The 26,631-nt window shown below is 35.3% G+C and carries 26 protein-coding genes and 2 pseudogenes; 6 read left to right on the top strand and 22 right to left on the bottom strand.

Annotated elements, in window-relative coordinates; genetic code table 11:
- Positions 1–15 precede the first annotated feature (15 nt).
- From NST21_RS10880 to NST21_RS10855, 6 genes and pseudogenes are all read right to left on the bottom strand, one after another.
- Positions 16–1,014 carry a phosphotransferase enzyme family protein gene (locus tag NST21_RS10880; protein WP_340892499.1) on the bottom strand — a complete coding sequence of 333 codons (999 nt, stop codon included), beginning with the start codon at positions 1,012–1,014 and terminating at the stop codon, positions 16–18.
- Positions 1,015–1,370: 356 nt separating this feature from the next.
- The gene (locus NST21_RS10875; protein ID WP_340889087.1) at positions 1,371–1,514 is read right to left on the bottom strand and encodes a hypothetical protein; all 144 of its coding nucleotides are present in this window, start codon (positions 1,512–1,514) and stop codon (positions 1,371–1,373) included.
- 379 nt (positions 1,515–1,893) lie between these two features.
- Positions 1,894–3,291, bottom strand: coding sequence for an amino acid permease (locus NST21_RS10870; RefSeq protein ID WP_098178069.1), 1,398 nt, complete (start codon positions 3,289–3,291; stop codon positions 1,894–1,896).
- A 366-nt stretch (positions 3,292–3,657) separates the two neighbouring features.
- On the bottom strand, positions 3,658–5,175 hold the full coding sequence (gene hutH / locus NST21_RS10865; protein ID WP_340889086.1) for a histidine ammonia-lyase: 1,518 nt from the start codon (positions 5,173–5,175) through the stop codon (positions 3,658–3,660).
- A 116-nt stretch (positions 5,176–5,291) separates the two neighbouring features.
- Positions 5,292–5,645 (bottom strand): annotated as a pseudogene (locus NST21_RS10860) (HutP family protein); the annotation flags it as partial.
- A 158-nt stretch (positions 5,646–5,803) separates the two neighbouring features.
- The gene (locus NST21_RS10855; protein ID WP_340889085.1) at positions 5,804–5,977 is read right to left on the bottom strand and encodes a hypothetical protein; all 174 of its coding nucleotides are present in this window, start codon (positions 5,975–5,977) and stop codon (positions 5,804–5,806) included.
- 295 nt (positions 5,978–6,272) lie between these two features.
- Between NST21_RS10855 and NST21_RS28795 the strand changes: the two are divergent.
- Positions 6,273–6,398: pseudogene (locus NST21_RS28795) on the top strand (IS110 family transposase); the annotation flags it as partial.
- A gap of 338 nt (positions 6,399–6,736) precedes the next feature.
- On the opposite strand, the gene NST21_RS10850 reads toward NST21_RS28795, so the two are convergent.
- The 4 genes from NST21_RS10850 to NST21_RS10835 form a co-directional block, all read right to left on the bottom strand.
- Positions 6,737–7,615 carry a glycoside hydrolase family 73 protein gene (locus NST21_RS10850; RefSeq protein WP_057217627.1) on the bottom strand — a complete coding sequence of 293 codons (879 nt, stop codon included), beginning with the start codon at positions 7,613–7,615 and terminating at the stop codon, positions 6,737–6,739.
- Positions 7,616–7,751: 136 nt separating this feature from the next.
- Positions 7,752–9,149, bottom strand: coding sequence for a sensor histidine kinase (locus NST21_RS10845; protein WP_340889084.1), 1,398 nt, complete (start codon positions 9,147–9,149; stop codon positions 7,752–7,754).
- Positions 9,133–9,780 (bottom strand): response regulator transcription factor, encoded by a 648-nt coding sequence (locus NST21_RS10840; RefSeq protein ID WP_340889082.1) that lies wholly within the window; start codon positions 9,778–9,780, stop codon positions 9,133–9,135. The genes NST21_RS10845 and NST21_RS10840 overlap by 17 nt, the downstream gene beginning before the upstream one ends.
- 103 nt (positions 9,781–9,883) lie before the next feature.
- Positions 9,884–11,176 carry a glycoside hydrolase family 5 protein gene (locus NST21_RS10835; RefSeq protein WP_340889081.1) on the bottom strand — a complete coding sequence of 431 codons (1,293 nt, stop codon included), beginning with the start codon at positions 11,174–11,176 and terminating at the stop codon, positions 9,884–9,886.
- 397 nt (positions 11,177–11,573) lie between these two features.
- On the opposite strand from NST21_RS10835, the gene NST21_RS10830 reads away from it, so the two are divergent.
- Complete coding sequence (locus NST21_RS10830) at positions 11,574–11,741, top strand: hypothetical protein (RefSeq protein ID WP_340889079.1); 168 nt, start codon at positions 11,574–11,576, stop codon at positions 11,739–11,741.
- 368 nt (positions 11,742–12,109) lie between these two features.
- Positions 12,110–12,565, top strand: coding sequence for a hypothetical protein (locus NST21_RS10825; protein WP_340889078.1), 456 nt, complete (start codon positions 12,110–12,112; stop codon positions 12,563–12,565).
- Between the two features lie 374 nt (positions 12,566–12,939).
- On the opposite strand, the gene NST21_RS10820 is transcribed toward NST21_RS10825, so the two are convergent.
- From NST21_RS10820 to NST21_RS10790, 7 genes are all read right to left on the bottom strand, one after another.
- On the bottom strand, positions 12,940–13,173 hold the full coding sequence (locus NST21_RS10820) for a hypothetical protein (RefSeq protein WP_056523440.1): 234 nt from the start codon (positions 13,171–13,173) through the stop codon (positions 12,940–12,942).
- Between the two features lie 140 nt (positions 13,174–13,313).
- Entirely contained in the window at positions 13,314–13,865 is a 552-nt protein-coding gene (locus NST21_RS10815) for a GNAT family N-acetyltransferase (RefSeq protein WP_340889076.1), read from the bottom strand.
- 227 nt (positions 13,866–14,092) lie between these two features.
- Positions 14,093–14,377 carry a DUF3784 domain-containing protein gene (locus NST21_RS10810; RefSeq protein ID WP_340889075.1) on the bottom strand — a complete coding sequence of 95 codons (285 nt, stop codon included), beginning with the start codon at positions 14,375–14,377 and terminating at the stop codon, positions 14,093–14,095.
- A 163-nt stretch (positions 14,378–14,540) separates the two neighbouring features.
- Complete coding sequence (locus NST21_RS10805) at positions 14,541–14,906, bottom strand: nuclear transport factor 2 family protein (RefSeq protein ID WP_340889074.1); 366 nt, start codon at positions 14,904–14,906, stop codon at positions 14,541–14,543.
- Positions 14,907–15,360: 454 nt separating this feature from the next.
- Positions 15,361–15,804, bottom strand: coding sequence for a hypothetical protein (locus NST21_RS10800; protein WP_340889073.1), 444 nt, complete (start codon positions 15,802–15,804; stop codon positions 15,361–15,363).
- Positions 15,805–15,825: 21 nt separating this feature from the next.
- Entirely contained in the window at positions 15,826–16,650 is an 825-nt protein-coding gene (locus NST21_RS10795) for a DUF3100 domain-containing protein (RefSeq protein WP_056523451.1), read from the bottom strand.
- Positions 16,651–16,728: 78 nt separating this feature from the next.
- Complete coding sequence (locus NST21_RS10790) at positions 16,729–17,949, bottom strand: M20 metallopeptidase family protein (RefSeq protein ID WP_340889072.1); 1,221 nt, start codon at positions 17,947–17,949, stop codon at positions 16,729–16,731.
- A gap of 932 nt (positions 17,950–18,881) precedes the next feature.
- On the opposite strand from NST21_RS10790, the gene NST21_RS10785 reads away from it, so the two are divergent.
- Positions 18,882–19,013: a hypothetical protein gene (locus tag NST21_RS10785; protein WP_340889071.1), complete on the top strand. Its 132-nt coding sequence runs from the start codon at positions 18,882–18,884 to the stop codon at positions 19,011–19,013.
- Positions 19,014–19,417: 404 nt separating this feature from the next.
- Here NST21_RS10785 and NST21_RS10780 read toward each other — a convergent pair whose 3' ends face one another.
- From NST21_RS10780 to NST21_RS10770, 4 genes are all read right to left on the bottom strand, one after another.
- Complete coding sequence (locus NST21_RS10780) at positions 19,418–20,545, bottom strand: PepSY-associated TM helix domain-containing protein (RefSeq protein ID WP_340889070.1); 1,128 nt, start codon at positions 20,543–20,545, stop codon at positions 19,418–19,420.
- Between the two features lie 466 nt (positions 20,546–21,011).
- Positions 21,012–21,203: a hypothetical protein gene (locus tag NST21_RS10775; RefSeq protein WP_056523459.1), complete on the bottom strand. Its 192-nt coding sequence runs from the start codon at positions 21,201–21,203 to the stop codon at positions 21,012–21,014.
- Positions 21,204–21,662: 459 nt separating this feature from the next.
- On the bottom strand, positions 21,663–21,776 hold the full coding sequence (locus NST21_RS28790) for a DUF5316 family protein (protein ID WP_387512699.1): 114 nt from the start codon (positions 21,774–21,776) through the stop codon (positions 21,663–21,665).
- Positions 21,777–22,317: 541 nt separating this feature from the next.
- A complete protein-coding gene (locus tag NST21_RS10770; RefSeq protein WP_056523462.1) occupies positions 22,318–22,758 on the bottom strand; it encodes an Lrp/AsnC family transcriptional regulator in 441 nt (146 codons plus the stop codon).
- A gap of 139 nt (positions 22,759–22,897) precedes the next feature.
- Here NST21_RS10770 and NST21_RS10765 point away from each other — a divergent pair, with 139 nt between their 5' ends.
- The gene (locus NST21_RS10765) at positions 22,898–23,482 is read left to right on the top strand and encodes a DJ-1/PfpI family protein (protein WP_057217645.1); all 585 of its coding nucleotides are present in this window, start codon (positions 22,898–22,900) and stop codon (positions 23,480–23,482) included.
- Positions 23,483–24,140: 658 nt separating this feature from the next.
- Positions 24,141–24,794, top strand: coding sequence for a hypothetical protein (locus NST21_RS10760; RefSeq protein ID WP_340889068.1), 654 nt, complete (start codon positions 24,141–24,143; stop codon positions 24,792–24,794).
- A 150-nt stretch (positions 24,795–24,944) separates the two neighbouring features.
- On the opposite strand, the gene NST21_RS10755 is transcribed toward NST21_RS10760, so the two are convergent.
- Positions 24,945–26,567 (bottom strand): long-chain-fatty-acid--CoA ligase, encoded by a 1,623-nt coding sequence (locus tag NST21_RS10755; RefSeq protein WP_340889067.1) that lies wholly within the window; start codon positions 26,565–26,567, stop codon positions 24,945–24,947.
- Positions 26,568–26,631 lie beyond the last annotated feature (64 nt).

Here is a 26,631-nt window from a genome sequence, read left to right as displayed (position 1 = left end):
CGAACCATCAATCTCTTAAAAAATCGAATCGAAGTGAACAATAGTACGACTTTCTTTTATTCTCCGTTCAATTTTTTGAACTGTTTTGTTTAATTGACTATCTGTATTCTTTAAATCGTACTTTTTATAGAAAAAACTATATAAAGTTAGATCTCTTAACTTTAAAAATAGAGGTATTGTTTCATAATCTTCAGGTGCAAGGTGATTTTCTGTCTCATATCCTTTTATGAATTCCCTCATAAATTCGGTAGCATATCCATCGAGGTCATTTACGCCCTCACGTTCTAAGCTCCACATAAAATAATACAGAGGTATTGCCAAATCGCTTGCAAACCAGTGATTAGAACAGTCATCAAAGTCAAAAACAAGAATCTTTCCTTCATGATAATGGAAATTGCCGTGATGAATATCAGAATGAATCAATCCAAAGTTATCTTGATGAACTGGAAGAGCATTTAATTTCTTAATAATTAATTCTTGTTGGTGTATCACTTGCTCTGGAACATCAACATGATAGAGTGTTGCATTCAATAATTCTTCTTCATACCAATTCAATCTTTTATATTCTGTTCCAGGCATGTAACTTTTTGTTTTTTTATGTAGTTGGCCTATTGTTTTCCCCCATTCAAAAAATAAATGTTCGTTAAAATTTTCATCAGTTACTTTCATCCTTGCTCCAGGTGCTTTTTCAAACAGACAACAATAAAAATTTGTCCCATCAAGACCCGTTACAATTTCAACTAAGTTATTTTCTGTTGAAGGAATAACTTTCGGAATGTTACTTCCATTATTTTGTAAATATTCAATCCACTTTAGCTCAGCAAGCACTTGCTCTTTTGTACGATGTGATTGGTGTGTCAATCTCAAGATGAATGGTGTTCCATCCCGGTAAACCTCAAATACATAGTTTTCTGCATCCCCAAGTTTTACTGGACTCTCTGCACTCACTTGAAAAAAACGCCCGGCCAATTCCACCATTTCATTTGTAAAAATATTTTCTACCGCCGCTTCCATTATCTTCACTCCTATTAATGATGTTGCTTAAGCAACAAATGACTAGTTAGTAAAAAAACGAATTACATATGTTTTATACGATATCAAGGTACCTTTTCCCTTTATTTGTATTTCATTCTTTTCTTATAAAGCTTTATGATAACAAAGGTAAATATATGTTTATATGTGTGAAGAGACTAAGTAAGAATTCCTACCATTTTTAAAATCTCGCCCATTTGTTGAAAAAAGGTCAAACAGCACGCTTTAACTATCCTGCACCTCCATAAGAATTGGTTGCCTCAGCAACTCCTCCACTCTTATTTCAAATTCTTTTGTTTTTATAGCTGAATTGTTTGAGTCAATGTCACTTTTTATTATTACTGTTCTTTTGCTTTTATTTTTTCTAAAACTTTATCATTATTTTTAAGAAGTTTTTGCCAAAGGTTAAAAACATGGATTGAAAAATAGTTTGAAAAACCCACTACAACAATTTGAATTATAACTGTCACTAAAGTAGACACCTTTTCACATCCTTGATTTTAAACCTGATCACTTTTTTGTTAATGTTCTGAATCCACGGAATAAATCACTTAAATCAATTTGCATGGTGTTTATAAAAGCTGTCCAGATAAATGAGTCTCCTCTATATTATTATATTAGTAAACCTCCTTGTTTTTTTATGTATGTAATATTTAGGAACTTTCCTCCCCATTTAGCTATACAAAAAAAGGACTGCATCAGCAGCCCTTTTGTAAACTCTTGCACTTTTTAAAAGCCAATAAGTAAATGATTTGTATTTGAAAGCATCAAATAGTATAAATCATTAGGAACTTTTCTTAACAACGAAAGTTATATTTATTTAATAATTAATTCGAATAAATTCTAAAAGGGATCTTATGTCTATTTTGCATTCCTGTGTTCATCGAAATCAATTTGACATTCTTCTAACGGAATTACTTTAGTTTTCTTAATAAATTTATAGCCAAGCCACATCACCAAAAATAATGGGATACCAAGATAGCTAGCAATTACACTCGCCCACTCAATGTGATCTCCGATAAAGGCTTGATAGTTTTGCGCCAATAAAACCGAAAAACAAAGGATAAATGAAAATATCGGTCCGAAAGGAAACCATTTTGAAAGATAAGGAAGATCGTCCAGTGAAAAACCTTGAGCAATGTATGCTTTTCTAAACCGGTAATGACTGGCAGCTATACCCAGCCAAAATATAAATCCAGTGACTCCAACTGCATTCATCAGCCAAATATATATTACTCCATCACCGAAAATGGAAGCAAAAAATGCCAACATCCCTACAAGTGAAGTTACAACCAGTCCCCAAATGGGAACGCCGCGTTTGTTGAGCTTCCCAAAAATACGCGGTGCCAGCCCTTCATTTGCCATTGAGTATAACATTCGGCTTGTCACGTAAAGACTCGAATTACCTGCGGATAGTACGGCTGTTAAAATGATAGCATTCATTACGGAAGCAGCAAATGCCAGTCCCACTTTTTCAAACACCATCGTAAACGGACTAACCATGATCGTATGTCCCTGCAGACTGCTATTCGTATAAGGAACTATCAATCCAATAACAAATATCGCTAGGATGTAAAATAGGAAAATCCTCCAAAAGATGCTGCGAACTGCACGTGGAACATTTTTTGCCGGATCTTCACTCTCGCCGGCTGCAACACCAACTATTTCTGTCCCTTGAAAAGAAAAACCAGCAGCTATGAAAATACCCAATGTTGCTAAAAAACCGCCGGCAAACGGAGCGTCGCCAACTGTGAAGTTTTTAAAACCAATCGCCTCTCCATTCATAATCCCGAATATCATCAATATACCGACAACGATAAAAATGATGATGGTCGCCACTTTAATGATCGAAAACCAATATTCCCCTTCTCCATACCCTTTAACGGATACGTAATTCAACAAGAATATCAAAACCAAAAACAAAGAACTCCATAACAATGACGGGCTGTGAGGAAACCAAAACTTCATAACCATCGTTGCGGCAGATAGTTCCGCGGCAAGCGTCATCGCCCAAGTGAACCAATAATTCCAACCAAGCGCAAACCCAAGTGCTGGATCAATAAAACGCGTTGCGTAGGTACTGAAAGCTCCGCTTACTGGCATAAATGATGCTAGTTCTCCGAGACTTGTCATAATAAAATAAACCATTATACCAATAACTGCATAAGCGACCAAAGCCCCTCCAGGTCCTGCAGTGTGAATGGCCGGCCCGCTGCCGAGAAAAAGCCCTGTTCCAATCGCACCGCCCAACGAAATCATCGTTAGATGGCGCGCTTTTAGTTTTCTTTGTAAAGTATTTGACGGCTGGTTTTGTTCATTTTTAGCAGGCAGTTGCAATTGCTGATTTTCCAAATTAGATTCCCCTCCAATAATGCAATTTTATCTTGAATCAATAAAGCAAAGGAAATCACTCTATTAATAGGTTTAATTCTTCCGATTTTTCTTTATCACGGCCGTAATTAAAATTTAACTTTTTTTGGAATATAGGGGTCTGTGTAGCACTACGCAACTAGATTAGCTGACATAAAAACCCAGTAAAGGACTACTTTTTGATCTTATTAGCCTAACCTTTATAGAAAAAGCTTCGCATGCATTTTTAAAATTCGGTTACTCCCTCACATACTATTATTTGGTGGGTAAGCTCCTATGAATAAATGAATTCCAATCGATTTGATGTAACCAGCTTGCCGCTGCTTCAATATCTTTTGAAAAGATACGATCATGTGTAATGCTTGGAATAAGCTTTCTTGCTTCCGTATACAACTCTTTTGTAAATGGAGCCATCTTTTCTGTTCCACGGTATTCCACCGCCTGCAAGGCACAAATGAGTTCAATCGCCAAAACGCGACGAACGTTTTGAATGATTTGATGGGCGTGTCGGGATCCAATCGTTCCCATGCTTACATGATCTTCTTGGTTCGCTGAAGATGGTATGGAATCCACACTTGCAGGATGTGCGAGTGTTTTATTTTCAGAGACGAGTGAAGCGGCACAATATTGCATGATCATCGCTCCCGACTGCAAGCCAGGTTCCGGACTTAAGAATGGTGGTAAATCATTCAGCTGAGGATTGACGAGTCGCTCAATACGGCGCTCTGAAATATTCGCAAGCTCGGCCACAGCGATTTTCATATAGTCCATCGCAAATGCAATTGGCTGACCATGGAAGTTGCCTCCTGAAATAACCTTTTCACCATCATCAAAAATAAGCGGATTATCCGTTGCAGCATTCATTTCGATTTCCAATTTTTCTTTTACATAATCGAGAGTTTGCCATGATGCCCCATGCACTTGCGGGATGCAGCGGAGAGAATACGCATCCTGTACCCGTAGTTCCCCTTGCTTGGTGATGAGCTGGCTACCGTTGATCATGCGGCGGATCCGTTCCGCGACCTCTGATTGCTGGCGGTAACCGCGAGCTAGATGAACATCCGGATCAAAGGCGTCTTCAATGCCGCGTAACCCTTCTAACGTCATTGAAGCAATCGCCTCAGTTTGATGGGCCAGCTGTTCAGCTTCGATGTAATTGACGAGTCCCATTCCCGTCATGGCCTGCGTTCCGTTAATCAAAGCAAGACCTTCTTTTGCTTTAAGTGTCAGCGGAAGAATGCCTTCTTTCGATAAAGCTATGATGGCCTCCATTCGCTCCCCTTTATAGAACACTTCGCCCTCTCCCATCAATACAAGTGCCAAATGAGAAAGAGGCGCCAAGTCCCCACTCGCCCCTAGAGAGCCTTGCTGAGGGATGACCGGATGGATATGCGCATTCAAAAGCTCAAGCAAACGCTCAATGACAACAGGACGAACGCCGGAAAACCCTTTTAATAGCGCGTTGGCGCGGAGAAGAACCATAGCTCTTGAAACCAATTCAGGAAACGGTTCTCCTACTCCGCAAGCATGGGAATGAATCAAATTCCACTGCAGCTGCTCTACGTCCCCTGCATCAATCAACACATCGCTGAATTTTCCAAAACCGGTTGTAATACCATAGACTACTTTCTTTTGTTTCACGATATTTTCAACAGCTTCCCTACTTTTTTCCACTTTCTTAACACTATCGGCTGAAGCCGAGACAAACGCATTATCATACAATACTTTTTTCGCCTCTTCAATTGTTAAAGATTGGCCCGTTAACATAATCATTTCCTACACCCCTTATTCTTTTTTTAAAACAAACAAAAAGGAGGCTATATTGACAGACTTATCCAGTCGTCAATACAGCCCCCTATTTCACTAAATAACTATAGGCTTTTAATTATTTAAATGTGGTTAATTCTCAAGCTAACCGGTTCATGTTCAAATCCCCGAACTTGTGCTCCAATCGTTCCATACACGGCGACAGCAATCCATTCACCTTCGTCCCCGTTTTTAAACGGCCTGCCTCGAACGATAGCAAACCGAAGTCCCGCCGTCCTCAAAAGACCGCCAAGCTCGACTTGGCCGCGTGTCACTCCATGCAGTGCTTCGATAATCGCAAGATACAGCACATGCATATCACGATAAATATCGGGATTAACTAATCCCAGTCTTATTGCTGACGTCTCAATGGCCACTACTATTTTTTGCTACTCCATTGAACCGACTTTTCCTTTTCCATAAGGCCAATTCATTCGTTTTAGATCGCTTGTTAATAAGACTTCTCCCGCTAATCCGTACATGATGCATGACACCCGATTCTTTTGTCGAATACCATTGTCATGCTGAGAATTCTTTTTAATTTTCTAAATATACTAATAACTAAGTATCATTGTAAGCGGATACATATCATTCGTCAACATATTTTCACTATTTTATTAATAGTAACTGGCTTTTGGGTATAATCTTTAGATAATTCTTTTATAGGTGTCTCTTCTTTTACTATCTCTCCTTTTGCTGTTATACTCTTACCACTTTCATCTTGAACTGCTTTTACTTTTAACTCGCCTAGCGGAAGCTGTTCATCCATTGTCCAAAAAAGCCATTCCAACAAAGGTTTTTGAAAAAATCAAATTTCCGATTTTCACCCCTTATTTCATATAGCATTATTACATCTTTTATTTTTCATTTACAGTGAATGATGGTGTTTGTTTTGAATAGTTGTTAGGTGAAATAATTTTATAACTAGAATTTGATTTATTACTTTTTTCCTTTGGGCCTTTATGTACTTCTGCTTTCGCAACATTGTAATTCTTTTGCTTCGAAGTACACCCTAACAATAAAACTGAGGATAAAACTAAAACAACAAAATAGTGTATTTTCATTTTATGGCAGTTCGTTGTACCATTCGTGATTGTCGCAAGAAGAGAACGAAAGATGATATCATCCCTCGGAACAAGGGATTACGAGAGTTCTATGATAAGAAACGTGAAGAAGGAAAGCCCTTTAAATAAGCGACTTTCCAAGATCTAGCCTAGTTTAAAAGTATAACTAAATAGCATGAAATATTTTAAGTGTTCATTGAAAAATGTTGACAAACTATTAGCTGGCTTAGCTCCATAAGAAAAAGAGCTGTCAAAGCAACTCCCTTATGTATAGTGACAATAAAAATGTTTCATTTACAATAAAGTCATTTAAAATTAAACAAGGAATTGTAAAATATGAATATTAACATAAACTACATAATTCTATAGGTAACTGAAAACCTACATCTTTTTTTATGGTCTTTTTACACTATCTACCTATAGGGGATAATATCCAACTCACCCATTTCTACGTAAAGAAGAAATCATGCATATTTAAGCTGAACATTACTATCGATCAACTGTAACTGATACTGCTGAATTAATTCTATTAATTGCTTACTATATATTCTCTCACCCTCTTCATTTTCTATCGTACTGTACCCAGCTTCTTGTAAAGCCAGAGCCTGCTCCATATATGTGTTGGAAGAAAACAATCCATGCTTTCTGTAACGAGGATTTTCAGATAAGAATAAACCATGATCTTCTACGGATTCATATACATCCTCATACACCCTGAAATCATCTTTAATGGTCTGATTATAAAACTCATTCGTACTTAAATTCGCTGTTTTCTCGTTCCAATTATAGCTTTTGATTCCAAAAAGATTATGATACTTCGTTGATAATTGTGACCTTCCCCAATTCGATTCCAGTATAGCTTGTGCGATTGTAATAGAAGGCAGGATTTTGTACGCTTTATAATTAGAGATCGCTGCCTCTTCAATACTCTCGATAAAATATCGTTGCATACTATTGTTATTGTTTTTCGCTGCTATGTCCCCTTCACTAGATAATTGCTTCAGGAACGAACTAACACGCTTTTTTTGCTTTTGATTGTATTTCATATCCTTGGTCACTTGTTGCATATCCTTTAATATATAGTCATTCTCCCTTTTTCCTATAAAACGAGCTGTAATGCTTTTTATTTCATTTTTAGATACAGAATTAAGACCATATTCAGTATGTACGACCGCGGCTACGTTTCGCCAATCTACTTGTACTTTCCCATGGCTTGTTTCATCGACAATCATTTGAATTTCTTTGATTTTCTCTCTTGGAATAGCAATCTCTTTAACAGACGCGAAGTAAATCAACGCCACCAGCAAGATACTTGCAACAAATGCTACTTTTCCGTTTTCCATCTTGTCTCTCCTTCCCATTTAACATCATTTATATATTTGTTATTTAATGCTGCATTCTTCTTTCATTCATTATCATAACTTCCTTATGTCACAGCAATATAACAAACAAAAAAAGCATCCCTAAAAGGTGATGCTTTCAAGCTAAATTCAAATGAAACCATATACTAAAACTAATATACGAATCCTCTAGCTTCACTTCATACGACAATTCGTTTTCATCTAAAATAGTAGCCACAATAGATAGGCCTAGTCCCGTTCCTGAGAATGTTTTGTTTCTCGATTCTTCTATCACATAGAAAGAATCCCAAATATGAGTTAAATGCTCTTGTTGTACACGGGTTGTTTTATTTTTGATTGTACATTTTAGTTCGTTATCTCTATCATTCGTTAGTAATATTTCGAAATAGTCTTCTTCGCCGTACTTGATAGCGTTGCTAATCAAATTATGAAATACTATCTCCATTTGACTCATATCTTCTTCAATACTAAAATTCTCAATTGAATTAAGATTGCTCCTTACATGTAACTGATTGTTCTGCAAAGTAATTTTATATTGGGCTATTACTTTTTGAAGAAGCTCTCTTAAATTAAACTTTGATTTGTTCACTTTCATTGCTTGCACTTTAGACAGTTTTATTAAATAATCGACCATTTCAGAGGTATATGTTACTTGTTCCAGAATGACATCCGTATATGTTCCATCATCTAACCCATCTTGTATCCCAATCGTATAGGCTTGTATTAATGATAACGGTGTTTTTACTTCGTGCGATATACTGGATATCAACGTGTTCAAGCTTTGGTTTTTCTTTACTAGCTCAGAATGGGCATTTTTCAAGCGATTACTCATCTCATTAATGCTATAAGACAATTCTTCAATTTCATCACCTGATTTTATCTCGACTTGTTTAAAATTCAGATTGGAAATGTCCTTCGCTACACTCTTTAATTTCTCTAATGGTGTAATAATTTTTTGAGAGAAATATGCGACCAACAATAAACTAATGATAATGCCTAGTAGAATGGAATATAAATTCAATTGATTTACAATTTGTAAAGCATCCGTATTATGCACAACCACTGTTCCTAGCAAGATCAACTTATTCTCCTGCTCATATAATACTGTTAATAAGCTGGACTTCAGTTTCCCTTGATTGAATAACAGTTTGACCGTTTGTCCTTTAGCTACTTTTTGTAAAGTCTCATCTGTAATCCAAAATTTATTCAGTACTATTTTATCCTTAAACAAAGCAAATTGAACATTATCATTGATCTCTTCCGTGCTACCATGATTCTCAACCATAACAATTGTAACGTTATTATTGTTCTCAATGCTTTGTTCTGCTTCTACTAATTCTTCTATACTCAAGTTCTGCACTTCAAAATAAATGGAGGTGAGCCTTTGTTTCATTTTATACAAGTAATAATCAGACGAGAAATAATTATTCAATAAATAAGATATACCGAAGACTAACAGCATAATGATGCTTACCATCATTAATAATTTCTTGCTTATTTTATTCATTTTTATCATAAAAACTATATCCTGTTCCTCTGTGTGTGATAATATGCTCCGCTCCAATTTTGTCACGCAACCTATTGATGTGAGTATCAACCGTCCTTTCTTCGCCGACATAATCCATACCCCAGACTGACGGCAACAAAACTTCCCTAGACAAAACCTGTCCTTTGTTTTCGTATAAGTATCGCAGTAAATCAAACTCTTTTTTATAAAGAGTCAATTCTTCCCCCTCTCTAAAGACTTTCTGCCTTTGTAAATCTATCTTTAAATTCCTTATTTCGATCAACTTCTCCATACGTAATATTTTCTTGACTCTAAGAATCAGAATACGGGGATCGAATGGTTTTCTGAGATATTCATCCGCTCCAATATCCAAAGCACTGAATTCATCATCGTTGGAAGACCTCGCTGTTAGCATAACAACCTTTGCCAAACTTGTTTTCTTGATTTCTTGACAAACCTCTATGCCGCTTATCTTCGGCATCATCCAATCCAACACCGCAAGATCGACTTTCTCGGAGAAAAAAAGGTCGAGTGCTTCTTCTCCATCATGGGCGGCAAAAACAGTGAATCCCTCTTTCTCAAAATATGTCTTTAAGATGATTGTCATTTGCTTCTCATCATCGGCAATTAAAATGTTCAAGCCGCTTATCTCCTTTCTCCTCACAAATCCACTTTATTTCATACAAAACAAAAAGGTGAAAACCATTTTATAGGTTTCACCTACTATTTCATTATGATGCCTATTACTTCTTAAGTTCTTGCTTTAATGTATTCCAAATCTGATTATCTACCTGTATGTCTTCTCGGTTCGGTCTTTTACCATTCTCTAATGCCTCCCAGTATTTCCACTTAGGCGGCTGATCACCTAATTCATAATCCATGCCTTCCCACGTATCTTCACGGAAAGCATAGAAAGCCCAATGCCAGCCATACTCATCAAAAATGGAAATTAAGTCTGATAAATATTGATCCGATCCTTTTACCATCCGATTAATGCCGAATTCTTCTGCAATGATGCGATTAGCCGGTATATTATGTTCTTCCGCCCACTTTTCAATAGGTTCTAAGAATTGTTGCAGTGCTTCTTTATTGAACATTTTTTCTGTCTGTTCTTCACCAACTTTTACTTTGCCAGGGTACTCATACGTAAAGCCTTTTCTTCGATTTTGGCTGGTCATTTCGTAAGGCTCGTACATATGGAAAGCATATAACACTTTATCGTCTTTCATTGGTTTCAAATATTGAAATGCCCAAGGAGTCGAATACAGACCTGAATTCAATATGATTGGCGTTTCAGAATCTACTGTTCGAATAGATTGCACAATCGTTTCATATAACTTATTTAAATCCGCAGCTGTGTTTTCAACTTTGCTGTACCATGCATGATAGTCCTCTGTCCAAAAATCATTAAACCCTGTAGCCGTTTCAGGATGCGGTTCATTGATAAGATTATAACCAATAATAGCTGGATGATCTTTCAACCTACTCGCAAGGTCTTTCCAAAACTGAGCTGATTGTTCATGGTAACTGAAATCCTGCCAGATGCGATCATCATTTTTATAATCGTTAAACTGTCTCCATCGATTGCCCGGTAGACTCAAGACCGTCAGCACAACTTTTGACCCACGCTCGTAAGCCGCATCCAAGTCCGCTTTCAACTTAGTAAAATCCTCTTCAACGATACCTTCATATTGATCGGCATTCCCTATTAAGAAATCCTTATTAGGATTAGCATCAGCCTGATCATTAAATAAAAAGTCTCTATCCTTCGCCCATTTATCCGGAGCTAAACGAATGTATTCAATGTTAAATTCTTTAGCTGCTTCATAATTACCCGGTAAAGATGTGGAATTCATAAAATTTGTTCCTTTTCTCTGCTCATCCCAAAAAGCAATTTTTGTAATTCCTTTTACATCTTTTTCATCTTTCTCTTCCCACGCACTGCACCCTGAAACAAATAGAACGAATATACAAATCAAAAACATCACACTTCTATAACTCTTCTTGGATACTTTTATCTTACTTTCATTCCTCATATGATCACCTCACAACATATTGTAGTAAATCTATGTTACAAGAATGTCACAACAAACCTTGAAATTTATATCAGAAAGAAATAACCCTTAACCTTCATGATTAAGAAAATAAAATGTCTTCAGTAGAAAATAAGACTAATGAAAATACGGGTCATATAGCGAAATGTATACTTTAATCGACTCCATCCGAAAATTATTAGCGATTATTTGGGCTTATTTAACTTGGATTTTACATATAACTAAAAAGTGTTTAGCTCATATAATAAAATCCTTGTATAAAAGGTGGTCATTGGCTAGCAAAGGGTTAGCAAGTATTAAGCTAAACATGAGAAAATATGTTTATGCTCTGTAAAGACTCCAACCCTTTGTTTGGTTTGCTGTATTGGATGTTCAAATGATGAAACAAGTAGCAAGTTGTATACCAAATTCAGAGATACAAGGGATTGTAAGTACTTTTAATCCAAGTAACCTAAGTCAACCTGAAGTATTTAAAGAAAAAGGCATAACGGGAAAGAAAAGAATTAACAATATAGTTCAAGAAGTTCAACCAATTGGGTTCAAATAATCATTTTAGAGAGTCTACCTTATTGGACAAAATCGTTTCGCGAACATTAGTTCTATATAATAAGTAAAAATATAGAACTAAAAGTAGGGTTTCAAAATAGGTAAAGTTTTACAATTGATTTATTTCAAACCAAAATGCAATATGCTCTACTGAGTAAATCGACATTTTAATTCCGTTTTGAGAGTATGAATGGTCGATTAAAAAACCAAAAATCCACTCCCGTAGGTGAACAAGTATCTTTACTTAAAATACATATTATTTACGATCTGTGACGTACCTTCCTGTTAAAATCCTATAATAAAAATTTGGAATAGAACTTTCATTTTTATATCAAACTAATAAAAAAAATGAAAATCGGATGTGACTAAATGAAAAAGTTAAAAATGTTCCTATTATTCTTTGTCCTACTTTCAACAATGGCACCAATCAATACTTTTGCGGCCTCCTTGGAAAAGATACCTTCGTCCCTTTCCTCTAAACAATGGAGTGTAGTAATTGGTAAGGCAGACAGTTCTGAAACTAAAAATAACAAATCCAAACCTAATGTATTTAATGTTTACAGTATGGACATTAAAAGTATTGGTAATGAAGATGTAAACTTAGTGAGAATTGAGGCATATAGAGATGAGCCAAATTCTTCACCAGAGTATGAATTATTTACTATTGATCCGGGCATGAGTAAACTGCAACCAAATTTTCATCATGCTAACTTCCCTTTATCTGTTAAAGCATCAAAGTTAAAGGTTGTAATTACTTGGACGAAAAAAAGTGATAATGGAAAATATCCACGGAAATATAGGGAACAATTTTTATTCGAACAATAATAGTTTTTTGCGAGAGGAAGTAATAGTTTTCCTCTCTTTTTGTTGTTTATACAAAATGTGCTATAAACTTTTTCTAAAGGTATTCTTTAAATCATTTATCGTATAATTAATTAGTCGTCATTTCAGATTTAAGAAAAAAACACCTAACCAAACCAACAACTAACCCATACCCAAAAATCACTAAAACTATAAAGTTGTTAGATAATTTCCCTTGAAGAAGAATAAACAGTAATACTGAAACGAATATAACCATAGATACCAAAACAACGTCAATACGCTTCATGAAACCACCCTTAACTAGACTGATATTTTACAATTTTAAACCCTCTTTTGCGTAAGGCCAAGGCCCTTTATTGCGCTAACGTACCCGTTAGTTAAAGAAAGACATATCTAATGAATGAATTTACAGTTGTAAAGATCAGTAATATACCAATTCCGATGAACAAAATCCGCCAAAACCAATAACTATTTATGAAAGGAAGAAAATTGATTTTTCCTTCTTCAATCTGCTTTATCCCCTCATACAACCACTTGTACTGAAACAAACCAGAATACAGAAAAATTACTCCCGTTACAAAAACAAATGAACCACCTAGCATATCCTTCAATTCATCGAACTCCCCACTTTTTCACCCTACCATTATCTTTGTAAGTATTGCTCTTAAACAAATCTACCCCTTTAGCTCAATAAGTACATTAGTTCACAAAGCCATGTATTAATTTAAAGGAAATGTTGTTTGACCTTATTTTAAATAAGAGTGAGATCTTCTTTTATGATTGAGTACATATATAAATCATCGAATTTACCACATGTAAATTCATAATGTCTCAGCAAGCCCTCTCTTCTAAAGCCTTGCTTTTCTACTAGTTTTTGTGATGGGAGATTAGCAGGTTCAATTAGAGCCTCAATTCTTTCTAACTGAAAGTGACGATAACCATACTTAACAACGGCTTCCAATGCTTCACTAGCTATCCCTTTTCCCCAGTAATCTTTGCTTAATTCATATCCAACTTCAGCTCGATAATGTTTGGTAAGCATATTAAGAAAACCACAACTTCCTATTACCCTACCAGAATTTTTTAGTGTAATTCCCCATCTAATTCCTGTACCTTCTTCGTATATAGATTTGTACCACCTAATTTCGTCCCATACGTCTTTTACTGTTTGGCAAGGTACTAACCCCATAGGTTTCACAACATCTTTATCGGATAGATATTTAAACATATCATTAGCATCCTCTATTATTACTTCTCGTAAGATTAATCTTCTTGTTTCAATTATAGGAAATTCTCTTTCCATCGAATTTCCCTCCTCTCAAGTTTTAATAGAGCAAATTGTAAAAAAAAACAATGAAACTATTATCTATTCTTTAACTGGTTCAATCATTACTTAATTAAACCATTAATCAACGTTCTTTTACTGCAAGAACACAAAATATTGTTTTAATGTTAGCTTGCCCATTTAGTTCCATAAAAAAGGAGCTGCCAAACAGCTCTTGGTAAGGACATAAATCACCGTTAGTTGAATTAATGAAGTAATCTTCTATTGATAAATACGTACACAATTGTTAATAAAACCAACATAGCAATTATAAGAACCATTACTTCATAAGGATAGTCAATAAAACTATTGATAACCACTAACAATCCTAACGGTAGAAAAAAAACTCCACCTGTTATTGTACCTAACAAAGACTTGTTTTTAATCATTTTTTCATTAAATCCAGCTAACAACCATGTTTGTTTTTTCACAGCTACTAAGTACGACACAAGTAAGAGAGCGATACCAATAACCAATAATCCGTAATCCACCCTCAGACCTCCCAAGGACAACTTTATTTCTTGTTACTTTTATACGAATTTAAAAGGGGAAAGTTTCCATTAATTCAGCTTTCCTGCCCGTTTATTTTGCATTAGAAAAAGAGTGATCCTCACAGCTCTTTTATGAACAATTGCGCCGTTTAGTTGAATAAGATTAAAGGGGTGATTTTGTTTTTGTACCTTGATGAAAGAACATTTGCCATCTACCATTTCTATATTTCCAGATTGAACTTCGTAATGTATGTTCAATTTTTATTTCATTATAAATTCGATAGGTAGTTAACACTGTATCCTCAGACAATTGATGTATTTCAAAATTACTTAATGTCATTGTTCCAACGCCAATCCCCTCGTCTCCAATGCAATCCCTTTTATACCATACGTTACCTGAACTTCCGAACTCAAAAAAATCATCTTTCAACAATTTTGAAAGTTCTTCAGGAGATGTACGGATTTCAGGTTTTAACAAATTCTCCTCCAATTGACACAAATGTTCTTTTAACGATGATTTACTCTCCATTTTCCCAGTCCCCTTTTTAATTTCTGCAGTTGATTCATTGCTTTTATTTTGTAGAGAGTTTTTTCTATAATAATATGAAATATTCTTAGGAAAATACCTAACTAAACAGCTGCAAACCTCTGTCTACATTGATGTTTAAAAGATTATATTGCGAATGATATTCTGTTATTCATATACCATATCCATTGGGAATTAGATACCAAGCGCAGGGAGCTAATACATCAGTTCTTGCTGGAGAAATTATTGCTTCCTTTGCATAAAAAATGCCCGATTCCATCACATTAGAATCGGGCATTTTATTAAACTATTAAAGTTAAGGTAAAACTGTGCTGCTCTTTTGACATCTCATACAGCGAAGACACCTTCAATATACGTTCAAAAGTCGCCATAAACTCTTTCGATTTTTCGTTTCCTTGGTTTTAAGTCAAGTACGGAGCAGCACGATCACGAATACTTAATGAAATTTACCAGTTAATCTAAAACCGATTTCTGCAACAAGAGTTGACAGTAAAAATGTTCCTGTATATACAACTAGTGAAATAACAACTATACGCCATCCTAATTTTTTAAACTCTTTCAAATCTTTCCCGAAAGATAGGCCGGCATACGCCAAAATAGGTGTTGCCAAGGCCATAAAATTAACTTGTTCCGTTACTTTTATGATTGATGCGTGTCCTGGAAAAATCGGCGTTGTAATCAATAAGGCTAACATTGAAACCCAAACAACAATTGGTAGTTTAATAGGGATGATTTTTGCAAAAAAGAACCCTAATATCGTAACAGCAACAATGATCATCATACCTGGTAATGCGTCAATAGGCGAAACATTATATCCAACCCAATTTCCCATAATGGCTATTATTCCAATAATAATAAAAGTCAATATTTTATCTTTCATATAAAATCTCCCCTTTATGTCCTATGCTCCAATATTTTTCATTTGATCTTTTTTTGACTTTCGCCCTAAAATAGGTTCAAATTTGTTGTATAAATAGTTTGTAAAAGGAAGAGAAAAGAATACACAAATATACGTTCCTAAAATTGTTGTAATTAAGTTAGCAGCACCAGCAAAAACTGCGATATCCTTTGCGGATTCTGGGAATATAACGGCTAATGCTCCAGACATGGCAGCCATCATACTACCTGAACCTACACCGGCACCCATGGCTAGTGAAATTGGGTGAAACCAACCAGTTTGAGCCAAAAAACTTGCTAACACTGACAGATATAAAGCTCCAAACAAAGTACCACAAACATATACTCCAAGTGCTCCCCGTCCTTCTGGTGAATCAGAGCCATATTTTTCAGCAATAATAGCTAAGTTAGGTTCTCTATCAATTGAAAAAGTAGCACCGACTGCTTCTCTTTTCATTCCAAGAAGTAAAGCAATTGGTAAACCTAATAGGATTGTCCCTGCAAAATGCCCCACTTCTTGTAATCCTAAAGAAATCCCCGCATCAAATATCTTCGGCAATGATGGCCCCATTAACATTCCCAATTTGGCTACAAAAAGCATGAATGAAATTCCTAAAATATTGGCGGCTACATTCATTTCTTTCATTTTTAAAATTTTTAAAGAAGGTAAACTAATAACCGCTCCGATAATTAATGCATACAACATTGGAAATAATGCAATAGCTCCAATCCCGATGTTAAACGTTTTTACGCCGATAAATTCTGTAACACAGACTAATATCAAAACAAATAAATGAATTTTCCAATTACGCAGAGAATTTTCTTGCACTTTTTTACACTCCTTTTCTACAAATAGTGCTGATTCTAAAAAGGAAAACCAACACTATTATTGCTTATTATTTTTTACTTATTGAATTTTTTCAGTAGTATTTAATGCTAGTCCAACGATAAGAGAAATCCCTTGGATCATCGCTTTTTCATCTGGTAAAAATACGTCACTATGCAGCTTCATAGGATCCTCTGGGTTTTCTCCTACTCCTAAGAATACAAATGTACCCGGGACTTTTTCTAGATAGAAAGCAAAATCTTCACTTGCCATACTTGGTTTACTCAACCACTGCACTGAGTTTTCTCCAAATAATTCAGTAGCAATAGCAGCAGTATGTTCATTAAATTTTGGATCATTCATTGTAACAGGATACCCCACTGTAAAGTTATAGTTTATTTCAACTTCTAATTTTAGAGCGGAAGCTACTCCCTCGATAATTCGTTGAATACTTTCAGCAACTTCCTTACGAGTGTTCGCATTAAGTGTTCGTACAGTTCCTTTAAAACTAGCTTTTTCAGGAATGATATTATAGCCATCTCCCGCTTCGATTGTTCCGATTGTAATAACAACAGAATCTACTGGATCTGTTTCTCTGCTAACAATTGTTTGTAGAGCTGTTACAACATGAGCAGCGCCCACAATAGCATCTACTCCTTGATGAGGTGCTGCCCCGTGACCTTGTTTACCTTTTAAAATAACATCAAAAGAATCCATACTTGCCATAATCGCACCATTTCTAAAACCGTATATTCCAGTTTCTAACTCAGGCCAAACATGAAAAGCAAAAGCATGGTCAACGGGAGGGTTACTTAATACACCTTCCTCAACCATCATTATTCCACCGCCCTTCATCTCTTCAGCAGGTTGAAAAATGAATTTTATCGTACCCGAAATATTATGCTTATTTCGAGATAAAATATTAGCGGCAGATAGTAACATTGCAGTATGCATATCATGTCCGCAAGCATGCATAACCCCAGGATTTTTAGATTTGTAGCTTACATCTGTTTTCTCCTGAATAGGTAAAGCATCAATATCCGCTCGTAAAGCAAGCACAGGCCCCTCTTTCTCTCCACGAAGAATACCAACAACGCCTGTCTTAGCTACTCCCGTTGTCACTTCAATTCCAAGCTCTTTTAAATAATTCGCAATAATTTCAGCCGTTTTATGCTCTTCAAATCCAAGCTCAGGATTTTCATGGATCATTCTTCTTAATCTCACAGCTTCTTCAAATATTCCAGATGTTTGCTTTACTATTTCAGCTGGCTTTAATGCATTTGAAAGATTTTTGATACTCATCATCATCATCCCCTAAAGAAAAATATATACAAAATATTCTTACTATAATAATAATATTTTAGTTAGATAAACTTTCATTATTATAAAAAAATGATTTCTCTAAAAAAAACCTATAATTCGATAACTCTTAATAGATATTGCTATACTACCATTTCAAATATTAACTGTAAATATTGAAAATACAAAAAAATCATTATTCGCAATAAGTGAGTGTTCAAAAAGGAGAACAAAAAGAGTTAGATGTTCGGGAGCGACAATTTTTAGGACCTGATCTTATGGAGTTAATAAGCGAGGAGCGGACTTGAACAAGACAAGGAAAGCTAAAAGAGTTAGCTTTTTTGAGGACGTGTACGACTTTAGAAGAAGGTCATAAAAAGGCTGGTGAAAAACTACTTTCTAGAAACTTTGAGAGTCAGTTTTCTGACGTTAGCCTTCCCTCTTACCTGTAATAAAGTACCATATTGGTATATTAGTTGGCTAAAACTGAACGATCTTCAAAGTGCATTGCCAAAGTATAAGCATTGGACAATAGTCTTCCAGCGATAACAACTAAAGATAGTGTTGAGAATTAAAACTAGAATTCGAACACACCTCGATCCTCATATCAAAAGAAAAAAACTATCGTGCTGAAACAGAAGCTATTCTACATGACCAATTTCAACAGCAAGCAGATGTTTAAGCAACCAACGATATCACCGATAAAGTAGATCTAACTTAATTAGCTAACTCCAAATTACAAATGAATAGCACCCTTTGATGTTTAATGCCGGGAAATATCCCCAACCCGAACAACTTCATAAGACCTTTACAACCTCTCCTATTTCTTTTATAAAATCAACTGGTGCACTTTTTCCAATCCCTTTTTATCTTTTTATGTTTTATCTTCTAGTTTTTGGTGACCTTAATAAATAACCACATTTAGGAGGGGTATAGTGAAAACAGAAGATGAAAAAACCTCAGAAGGCTTAAATGAGATCTTTGAAATTATTAATGCTAAAGGTGACATAGAAGAATTAATAGAAATCGTCCAAAAACCTGATGAACAATTAGATAAAGACAAATAAACTGAGAGGATTTAATATCCTCTTTTTTAGCTGTTTTACATACTCCTTGAGTCAATTACGACATCTAAGGATCACTTCTTTCTTAACCTACCCTTTTAGTTCTAAAAAAAGCAAATATAGAAAGCTAGTTTACATAAAGGAACAAAATACGAAAAAGCCCTTTTTTCTTCAAATAAGGGCTTTTCCTGTAAAAATGTACCTTTACGAACGACCTTACTATAAAATGCATGATCTAAAATTGAAAAGAATCCAATCAAACTGTTCACAAACCTATCATCCATCAATCTTTTTTTAATTAAGCGACATCTTTGAACTCTCCCGTTTTGAGTAAATAATTTTTCTTGCAATTTACTTGACAGGGATATAAGCGATAAGATAACTAGGGATTTCACATCGCAGTGAGTTTATGCTACGGCTCTCGAGTCGATTTTCTGTTTCCGTTTGTTCTTGTTCTTTTTCTTATACCACCACATATAGACACCAGTGAACATCAGTATAGATGGAGTAAGACCACCGATAGCATACAAAATTTTTGTAAATAAGCCACCAAAACTACCGGTATGTAATGGAAGGTGCCAAGTTTGATACATAAGCCCACTGTTAACACGAGGATCTAGCTTGCCCACTACTTTTCCGCTATACTGATCTAACCATACTTTTACATTTCCATTCCCTGGATCGTATGAACCGCTGAGACGAAATTCCACTGCGCCTTCTGGAGTTCCTCTTTCCACCTTATCGGGCATTCTAACTTGCATAAGTGTTCCCTGAGGTACTGCTTTTTCAGCCCTACTTAACAATTCATCAAGTGGAAGCTTTCCAGTGGGAAGGGTTTTTGAGATAAGCTGCTCTTCTGGAGGCATCACCTTTGCTTTTGCTCCAAACCAACCAAAAATCATTTCATCATACACAAAAAGTGCTCCTGTTAACGAAACAACCAATAAAAACGGAATGGAAACTCCACCAATGACTTTATGTAGATCATATTGCCGTACATAAGGGTTAGCATTACGTCTTAAAATAAACCCACGCGCCCATTTTTTAATCCCCGGCCACCATAAATAAAATCCTGATAATGTAATAAAAAAGAAAATAAATCCAATCGTACCGATGATTTTCTCACCATTGAAATCTTTTAACAGCAGCTTTTCGTGAAACTCCGCTATTAGATTAAAAAATGCTTTATCCCCTAATGTTCCGTTTATGTATCCTGTTCCTGGATCGACAAATATGTTTTTTTGTTCTTCTCCTTCTTTAAGGCGGAATAGGTAAACTCCTCGAGCGTTAGGTTCACTTGGAGTGTATACACGGTCAATTTGGCCTTTTGGATGTGATTCTGATACAACCTGCAAGGCTTGCTGGTACGTAACTTTTTTTCCTTCTGTTACCTTATACAAATTAGGATGCAGCATGCTATTTAGTTCAGGTTCAAAGACAAGCAAACTTCCTGTTAAGCCAATCAGTACTATAAAAACCCCTGCTAGCATACTAAGCCATAAATGAATTTTTGCGATGATTCTACGTGTTTTCATAGAAATGCCTTCTTTCCAAAAGTAGTATGAAATTATGAATGATAATCAATAATATAAAGAGAATGATTATCATTGTCAATAAAAACTTGTAAAAGTCTACACAACCCTTATTTGATAATCTTTAGATGAACCTAACTATAATAAAAAGAGATGCCCCAAAAGTTATACTTTTGGAACATCCACTTTTAGAAAATGTGTTCAAAAACGTGTAATTTTTCCTAGAAACGTTCGTGGTGGTAAAACCAGCTGTATTCCCCAATGGCTTTCACGAGATCTTCTTCTGTTTGATATGAAGAAAAATGCGCTGTCTCTGTTTTGAGATGCGAAAAGCAAGATTCGAAACAAGCATTATCAAGGGCAAATCCGCCTTTTCCTGATTTCACTCTGATTGTACTATACATTAATGTTCAAAAATAAAATTAACTCCTAGCATAATACATGCTAGGAGTTAAAATTTTATTCTTTATTAATAAGCCTTATCATGTGAATATTCAAGTGAGATACCTCTTTTTAAGGCTGATTGTTCAATCAATCTAATTTCATGATACATAGCATTAGATAAGATTCCTTTTTCTATGTTCTTATTTATTTCATAAAAGAATCCGGCCAATAAATCTAAAGGTAGTCTATCGTAAAGAGAACTTTTTTCTTCCTCCATAAAGCACCTCCTAATTCAACTATACAAAAAATTAGCATCAATTGAAAGCGTTTTCTTTTATTATCAAAGACAACTACGTTTTAGACAGGAAACTAAAATGAAAGAATAAACTACCAATCTTCCATCATACCAATTCAAATTTCAAAAAACTGGATATACTCTCCATCTGAGTAAAATGCGGGAGGTATAGCCGGTATGTCAGATATATAATGAAGAAGCAGATATGCTTAAAAGCTTGGCGGAACGTGCCATGCAAGAATTAACGGCAATTCCCCTTATTCAGAAACCACCTGCCTAACTTGTAATGGAGGAAGTGCATATAACTCTTTTTTCCTTTTATCGCATTAAAAAATAACTAACCGATGCGATTCATATATTGAATAGCCCAATCAATAAAATTGTATTAGTTTGTGAAAATCTTTGTCTTCTATCTTCTTTTGATTCTGATTGTAAATTTCTTCACAGCCTATCCCCATCCACGAAAGCTCCAGAAAACAAAGCACATAATACCAATGAGATTATTGCAACAACCCCAGTAATTTTATTCAATAAAGTGAAATCGCTTAAAAACACTGAAATGAGAAGAGCTACCACCACGATACCAATTTCTTCATTAACAATACCCCCTTATTGTTTTTTACTTTTTATAAGCTTCAATTTTTTTCCTTTTAATTATACATTATAATATTTATAAATTTTAACAATTTATTCAACCTCCACCGTTAACTCATAAGAAAAAGAGCTGCTGAAGCAACTCCCTTATTGAAGTATAACCCTCTTTAGTTGAAGACTTACGCCTACGAAGTATTAGGATTCTTTACTTGTTCGGGAAAATAATTATTACCATTCGATTTTTCAAATAATATTCCACCACCCTTTATAGGATTACTTTCAAATTTTAGTCCTCAAAATCCTACATGTAATGAAAAACTATCTTAATGGTTCCTTCACATGAAATCTCCATTAGAATATAGATACATTTTGAATAAGTGGCCTTTTATTTGACCCTTCCAATGCTAGTTCTTTAATTAAACTTGTTTGAATAATCGTCTGTCCATATCAAAAATAATTGCTTTGTTCAATATATTCTTTACTCATGACAACATAGCTCAAACTATTGTTCTTCCGCTAAAAAAGGATCAATTATCTTTTTTTTATGGGAAGATAACACAATGTTTGTTGAAGGTGTACCATATTGCATTGACGCATCGATAAATTGTTCTAAACTCTCGACAGAATGTGTTGCTATTTTGATAATATAGCTAATTTCTCCTGCTACTCGATAACACTCAAGTACATCCGGATGGTTATGACAAAAGTTCGCTAATGCTTTACATTCCTTCGACTCGAACAATATAATAGCACACATTGGTCGATTCATTTTTTTCAATGCGACATGTGCATGATAACCTTCAATAATTTGCTGCTCTTCTAGCTTTCGAACACGCTCTGTAACTGCCGGAGAAGATAAATGAACGACTTCTGCTAATTCCTTCATAGAAATTTTGGCATTTAATTGCAATTCCCTCACTATTTTTTTATCTATTTGATCCATATTTCCCCTCACCTTTTTTTATTAAATAGAATAAACTAAATTCTTTATTATTTAAATGAAAATAAACTAATATCCTTTTTGAACTTATGTAATATAACTCTGTATGCTCATATAATAAAGACATTGGAGGAGATATAGGATGAAAAAAATATTATTGTTATTAGCTGATGGCTTTGAAGCTGTGGAGGCTAGCGTATTTACAGATGTGCTTGGTTGGAATAAATGGGAAGGGGACGGTTCGACTGAGGTTGTGACAGTCGGTCTTCGGGACAAGTTAACTTGCACATGGAATTTCACCGTCGTACCCGAAAAAACAGTTGATGACATTCAATTAGATGATTTCGATGCACTGGCTATTCCTGGTGGATTTGAAGAGGCCGGCTTTTATGAAGACGCATTCAATGAGTCATTTTTAAACGTTATCCGGCATTTTCACTCTAGACAAAAACCTATTGCTAGCATTTGTGTTGCATCGCTAGCACTTGGTAAAAGTGGCATTCTCATTGATAGAAAAGCTACAACCTACGATCATCCAACGAGCAAAAGAAAAGAGCAGTTAAAGCATTTCTGCACAAACATACAAAATGAGAGAATTGTTCTTGACGACAATATTATTACATCTTCAAATCCAGGTACTGCTTTTGATGTGGCATTTCTATTGCTGGAAATGCTGACGTCTAAAGAAAATGCACATCATGTGAAAGACCTCATGGGATTTACCTAAACAAAAGTCCAAAGTAGAAAGAGATTATTTTACCAAAATTTCACTTTACTTTATTTTAACCTTATTGATCAAACGGGTGCGTTATTTCCATAGGAAAAAGAGATACCAAAGCAACTCCCTTATTGAAATAAAGCACCCGTTACTTTAAGAAAAAAACTCTTTATTATTGCTATGTAATTCTCTCATTACCTATCTCACATTAGCGTTACTGTTTTTATTTTTTTAAAAATAAACGAGTTGATTATGCTCAATCCTAAAATTATAAGAAACAAGTAGAAGGATGTAGCGTCTCCTGCTAAACTCAATTCATCAGATTAAAAAGTCAAATACCTCCAACCCTTACATAGACAACCCTTCTTAATTATTCTGTGACTTTTTTACTATCCAAATTTTAACACATAATATAAACTCATATTAAACTAACCTGTCACTTTCAGGTGCTTAATCCCACCATTGGCGAAAAAATGATATATTATAGTTTGTTACATCAATGGTTTAAGTCAAGGAGGGATGAGATATCCGTAAAAGATGGGTCATATCAACAATTGCAGGATTTATACTTATTTTAGTAAGTGTATTAACCTTCTATTATTTCGACAACCAAAATAAATCGGGAAAACGGAAAAATATAGAAGCTAAGGAAGTCAATTTTCCTGAGGTGCAGGAATATGGTGGGAGCCATCTCGATAAAGTTGGCGATAAGGTCCATCAAAAAAATTGGGGAACTTTCACTTTACTAGAGTCAAAGTCAATAAATAAGTCGTTTGAATTAGCACCTATGGTCATCACAATCAAGGATATCCGCAGGATTCAATTATCTTCCCTCGAAGAAGAGGCAAAAGAAGAGCTCAAGTCCTATACGGGATTAAGTTTTGAAGAAGCTTATTCAATATACTATAAAGAAAATTTAAGCATGGAGGAAATCGATCAACAGGTTGCGTGGTCTAAAACGGATATAGGCAAAGAGGTTTCTTATCTTGAAATAACGTATTCTGTGAAAAATAAAGACTCCAAAGAGCTCCAATTTTTCAGCATGGAAAATGTTACATTTAATAATGAACTTACATATAATGTGCCGTCTAAAAATTTCATCCACTCCGGGGATACTTTAATTGGGACAAAAAAAGTCAGTCGCTCAGATTACCAACCAGGGGAAACAAGAAAAGGCATAATTAGTTTATTAATTGATTCAGAAGAAAACATTGATGAGCTCACTTCCTTTTCATTTACTACAGATGATATAGCAGATGGTGTTTCTCATGAATTATTAGTTAAGGGGACTTCGTTTACGATTTCTCTAAAAGGAAAATAGATTGGTAGTTATTAAAAAACGATAGAAAACCCTAAATAAGGTTAACCTTTTTAACATTCCCCTTATTTAGGGTTCTTTCTTGATGTTTATATGAATAGTAAGCTCTGAATCACTTATTACAGACCCAAAGTTTTTTAATAACAAGTACGCTTACCTTTCACCTTTAGTTATTGTAGTTTGCTTCACCATTTCTTCTTCCAATAATATTCGCCGCAATATTTTCCCTACGGTAGATTTCGGCAATTGTTCCCTGAACTCAAATCTACGCGGCACCTTATATCTGGCCAAACGTTTATAGCAGAAATCCATGATTTCCTGCTCCGTTACACACATCCCTTTCTTTAGGACAATAGCCGCTTTGACTGTTTCCCCTCGATATTTATCTGGTACTCCAAAAACACATGCTTCCTCTACGCTCGGGTGCTGATAGATGATATCTTCCACTTCAATTGGGTAAATATTGTAGCCGCTAGCAATAATCATATCCTTCTTTCTGCCTACAATATAGAAATATCCTTCTTCATCCATCCTCGCGATGTCCCCAGTATATAACCAACCGTCCCGCAAAGCCGTTGCAGTTTCCTCAAGATTTTTCCAATAACCCTTCGTCACCTGCGGGCCTTTAATGATCAGTTCACCAGCCTGACCAGTTGGCAATTCATGTATCCCTGTATCGATATCCACAATTTTAGCATCGGTATTAGGATACGGGATTCCAATACTTCCTGGCTTTCTTTGACCTATCACAGGATTCCGATGAGTGGTAGGTGAAGTTTCCGACATACCGAATCCTTCAGATATCGATATACCCAATTTTTCTTCAAATTGATTAATGACTTCTATCGGGAGAGGGGCTGAACCGCAGCTACAGTATTTAAAGCAACTTAAATCGTCAGCAGTCAAATCTGGATGATTTAGTAAAGCGATATACATAGTCGGAACGCCTGGGAAAATGGTTGGCCGGTGTTTCCGAATTAAATCTACCACCTTGTTTAATTCAAACTTTTCTAAAGTGATATAAGTCGATCCAGCATAAACAGAACTATTCAAACGGCCATTACCAAAAACGTGAAATAATGGTGTCAATCCAAGCATACGCTCACCAGGTCTTTTGAGTTGAAGGGCATTTGCCGTAAATGTAAAGTCTTGATGGACATTGGAGATTAAGTTAAAATGTGTGAGCATGACCCCTTTAGACTTCCCTGTTGTTCCTCCAGAATATTGAAGAACAGCTAGATCTTCTTTAGGATTAATATCCATTTCAGGAAGATCCTTATTTCCTGTCACACTCCAAGAATAACAGCTGTTTTCCAACATATTATTAGCTGAAATAATCGTAAACTCGTCAGTCAAACCGATTTGCTCTAACTTTTTCTTTTGTTTATCATGCCCAATAAACCATGTGGCTTCGGAATCCCGTAAAATATAGTCTAATTCATTTGGCTGATACAAGGGATTTACCTGAACAACCACACCACCCAAACGATGAATTGCATAATAGGCGATAATATATTCTAGACAATTTGGTAGCATGAGTGCTATACGATTGTTCTTTTGAAACCCCCTATTGTATAAATCCGCAGCAAAACGATCTGATGCATTCTTCAATTCCAAATAAGTTATTTCCTTCTCACCATCTATAACTGCTTTATTAGTTGGGTATAGTTGAGCCGAATGTTCTAATAAATCGTATAATGACAATAATGGGATCTCAATTTCTAAAGGAGTCTCTTTCGGATAAAATTCATGCCAAGTTCTAATCAATTCCCTCACTCCTATTACTTTTTCTACAAATAAAAGTGGAACTCTGCAAATTATGTAAGAACCAATCCTTTCT

Origin of the sequence: Peribacillus sp. FSL K6-1552 (assembly GCF_038005205.1) — a bacterium.
GTDB lineage: Bacteria > Bacillota > Bacilli > Bacillales > DSM-1321 > Peribacillus > Peribacillus butanolivorans.
Note: the sequence above shows the minus strand (reverse complement) of the source record. Positions and strands in the feature narration are given on the sequence as shown.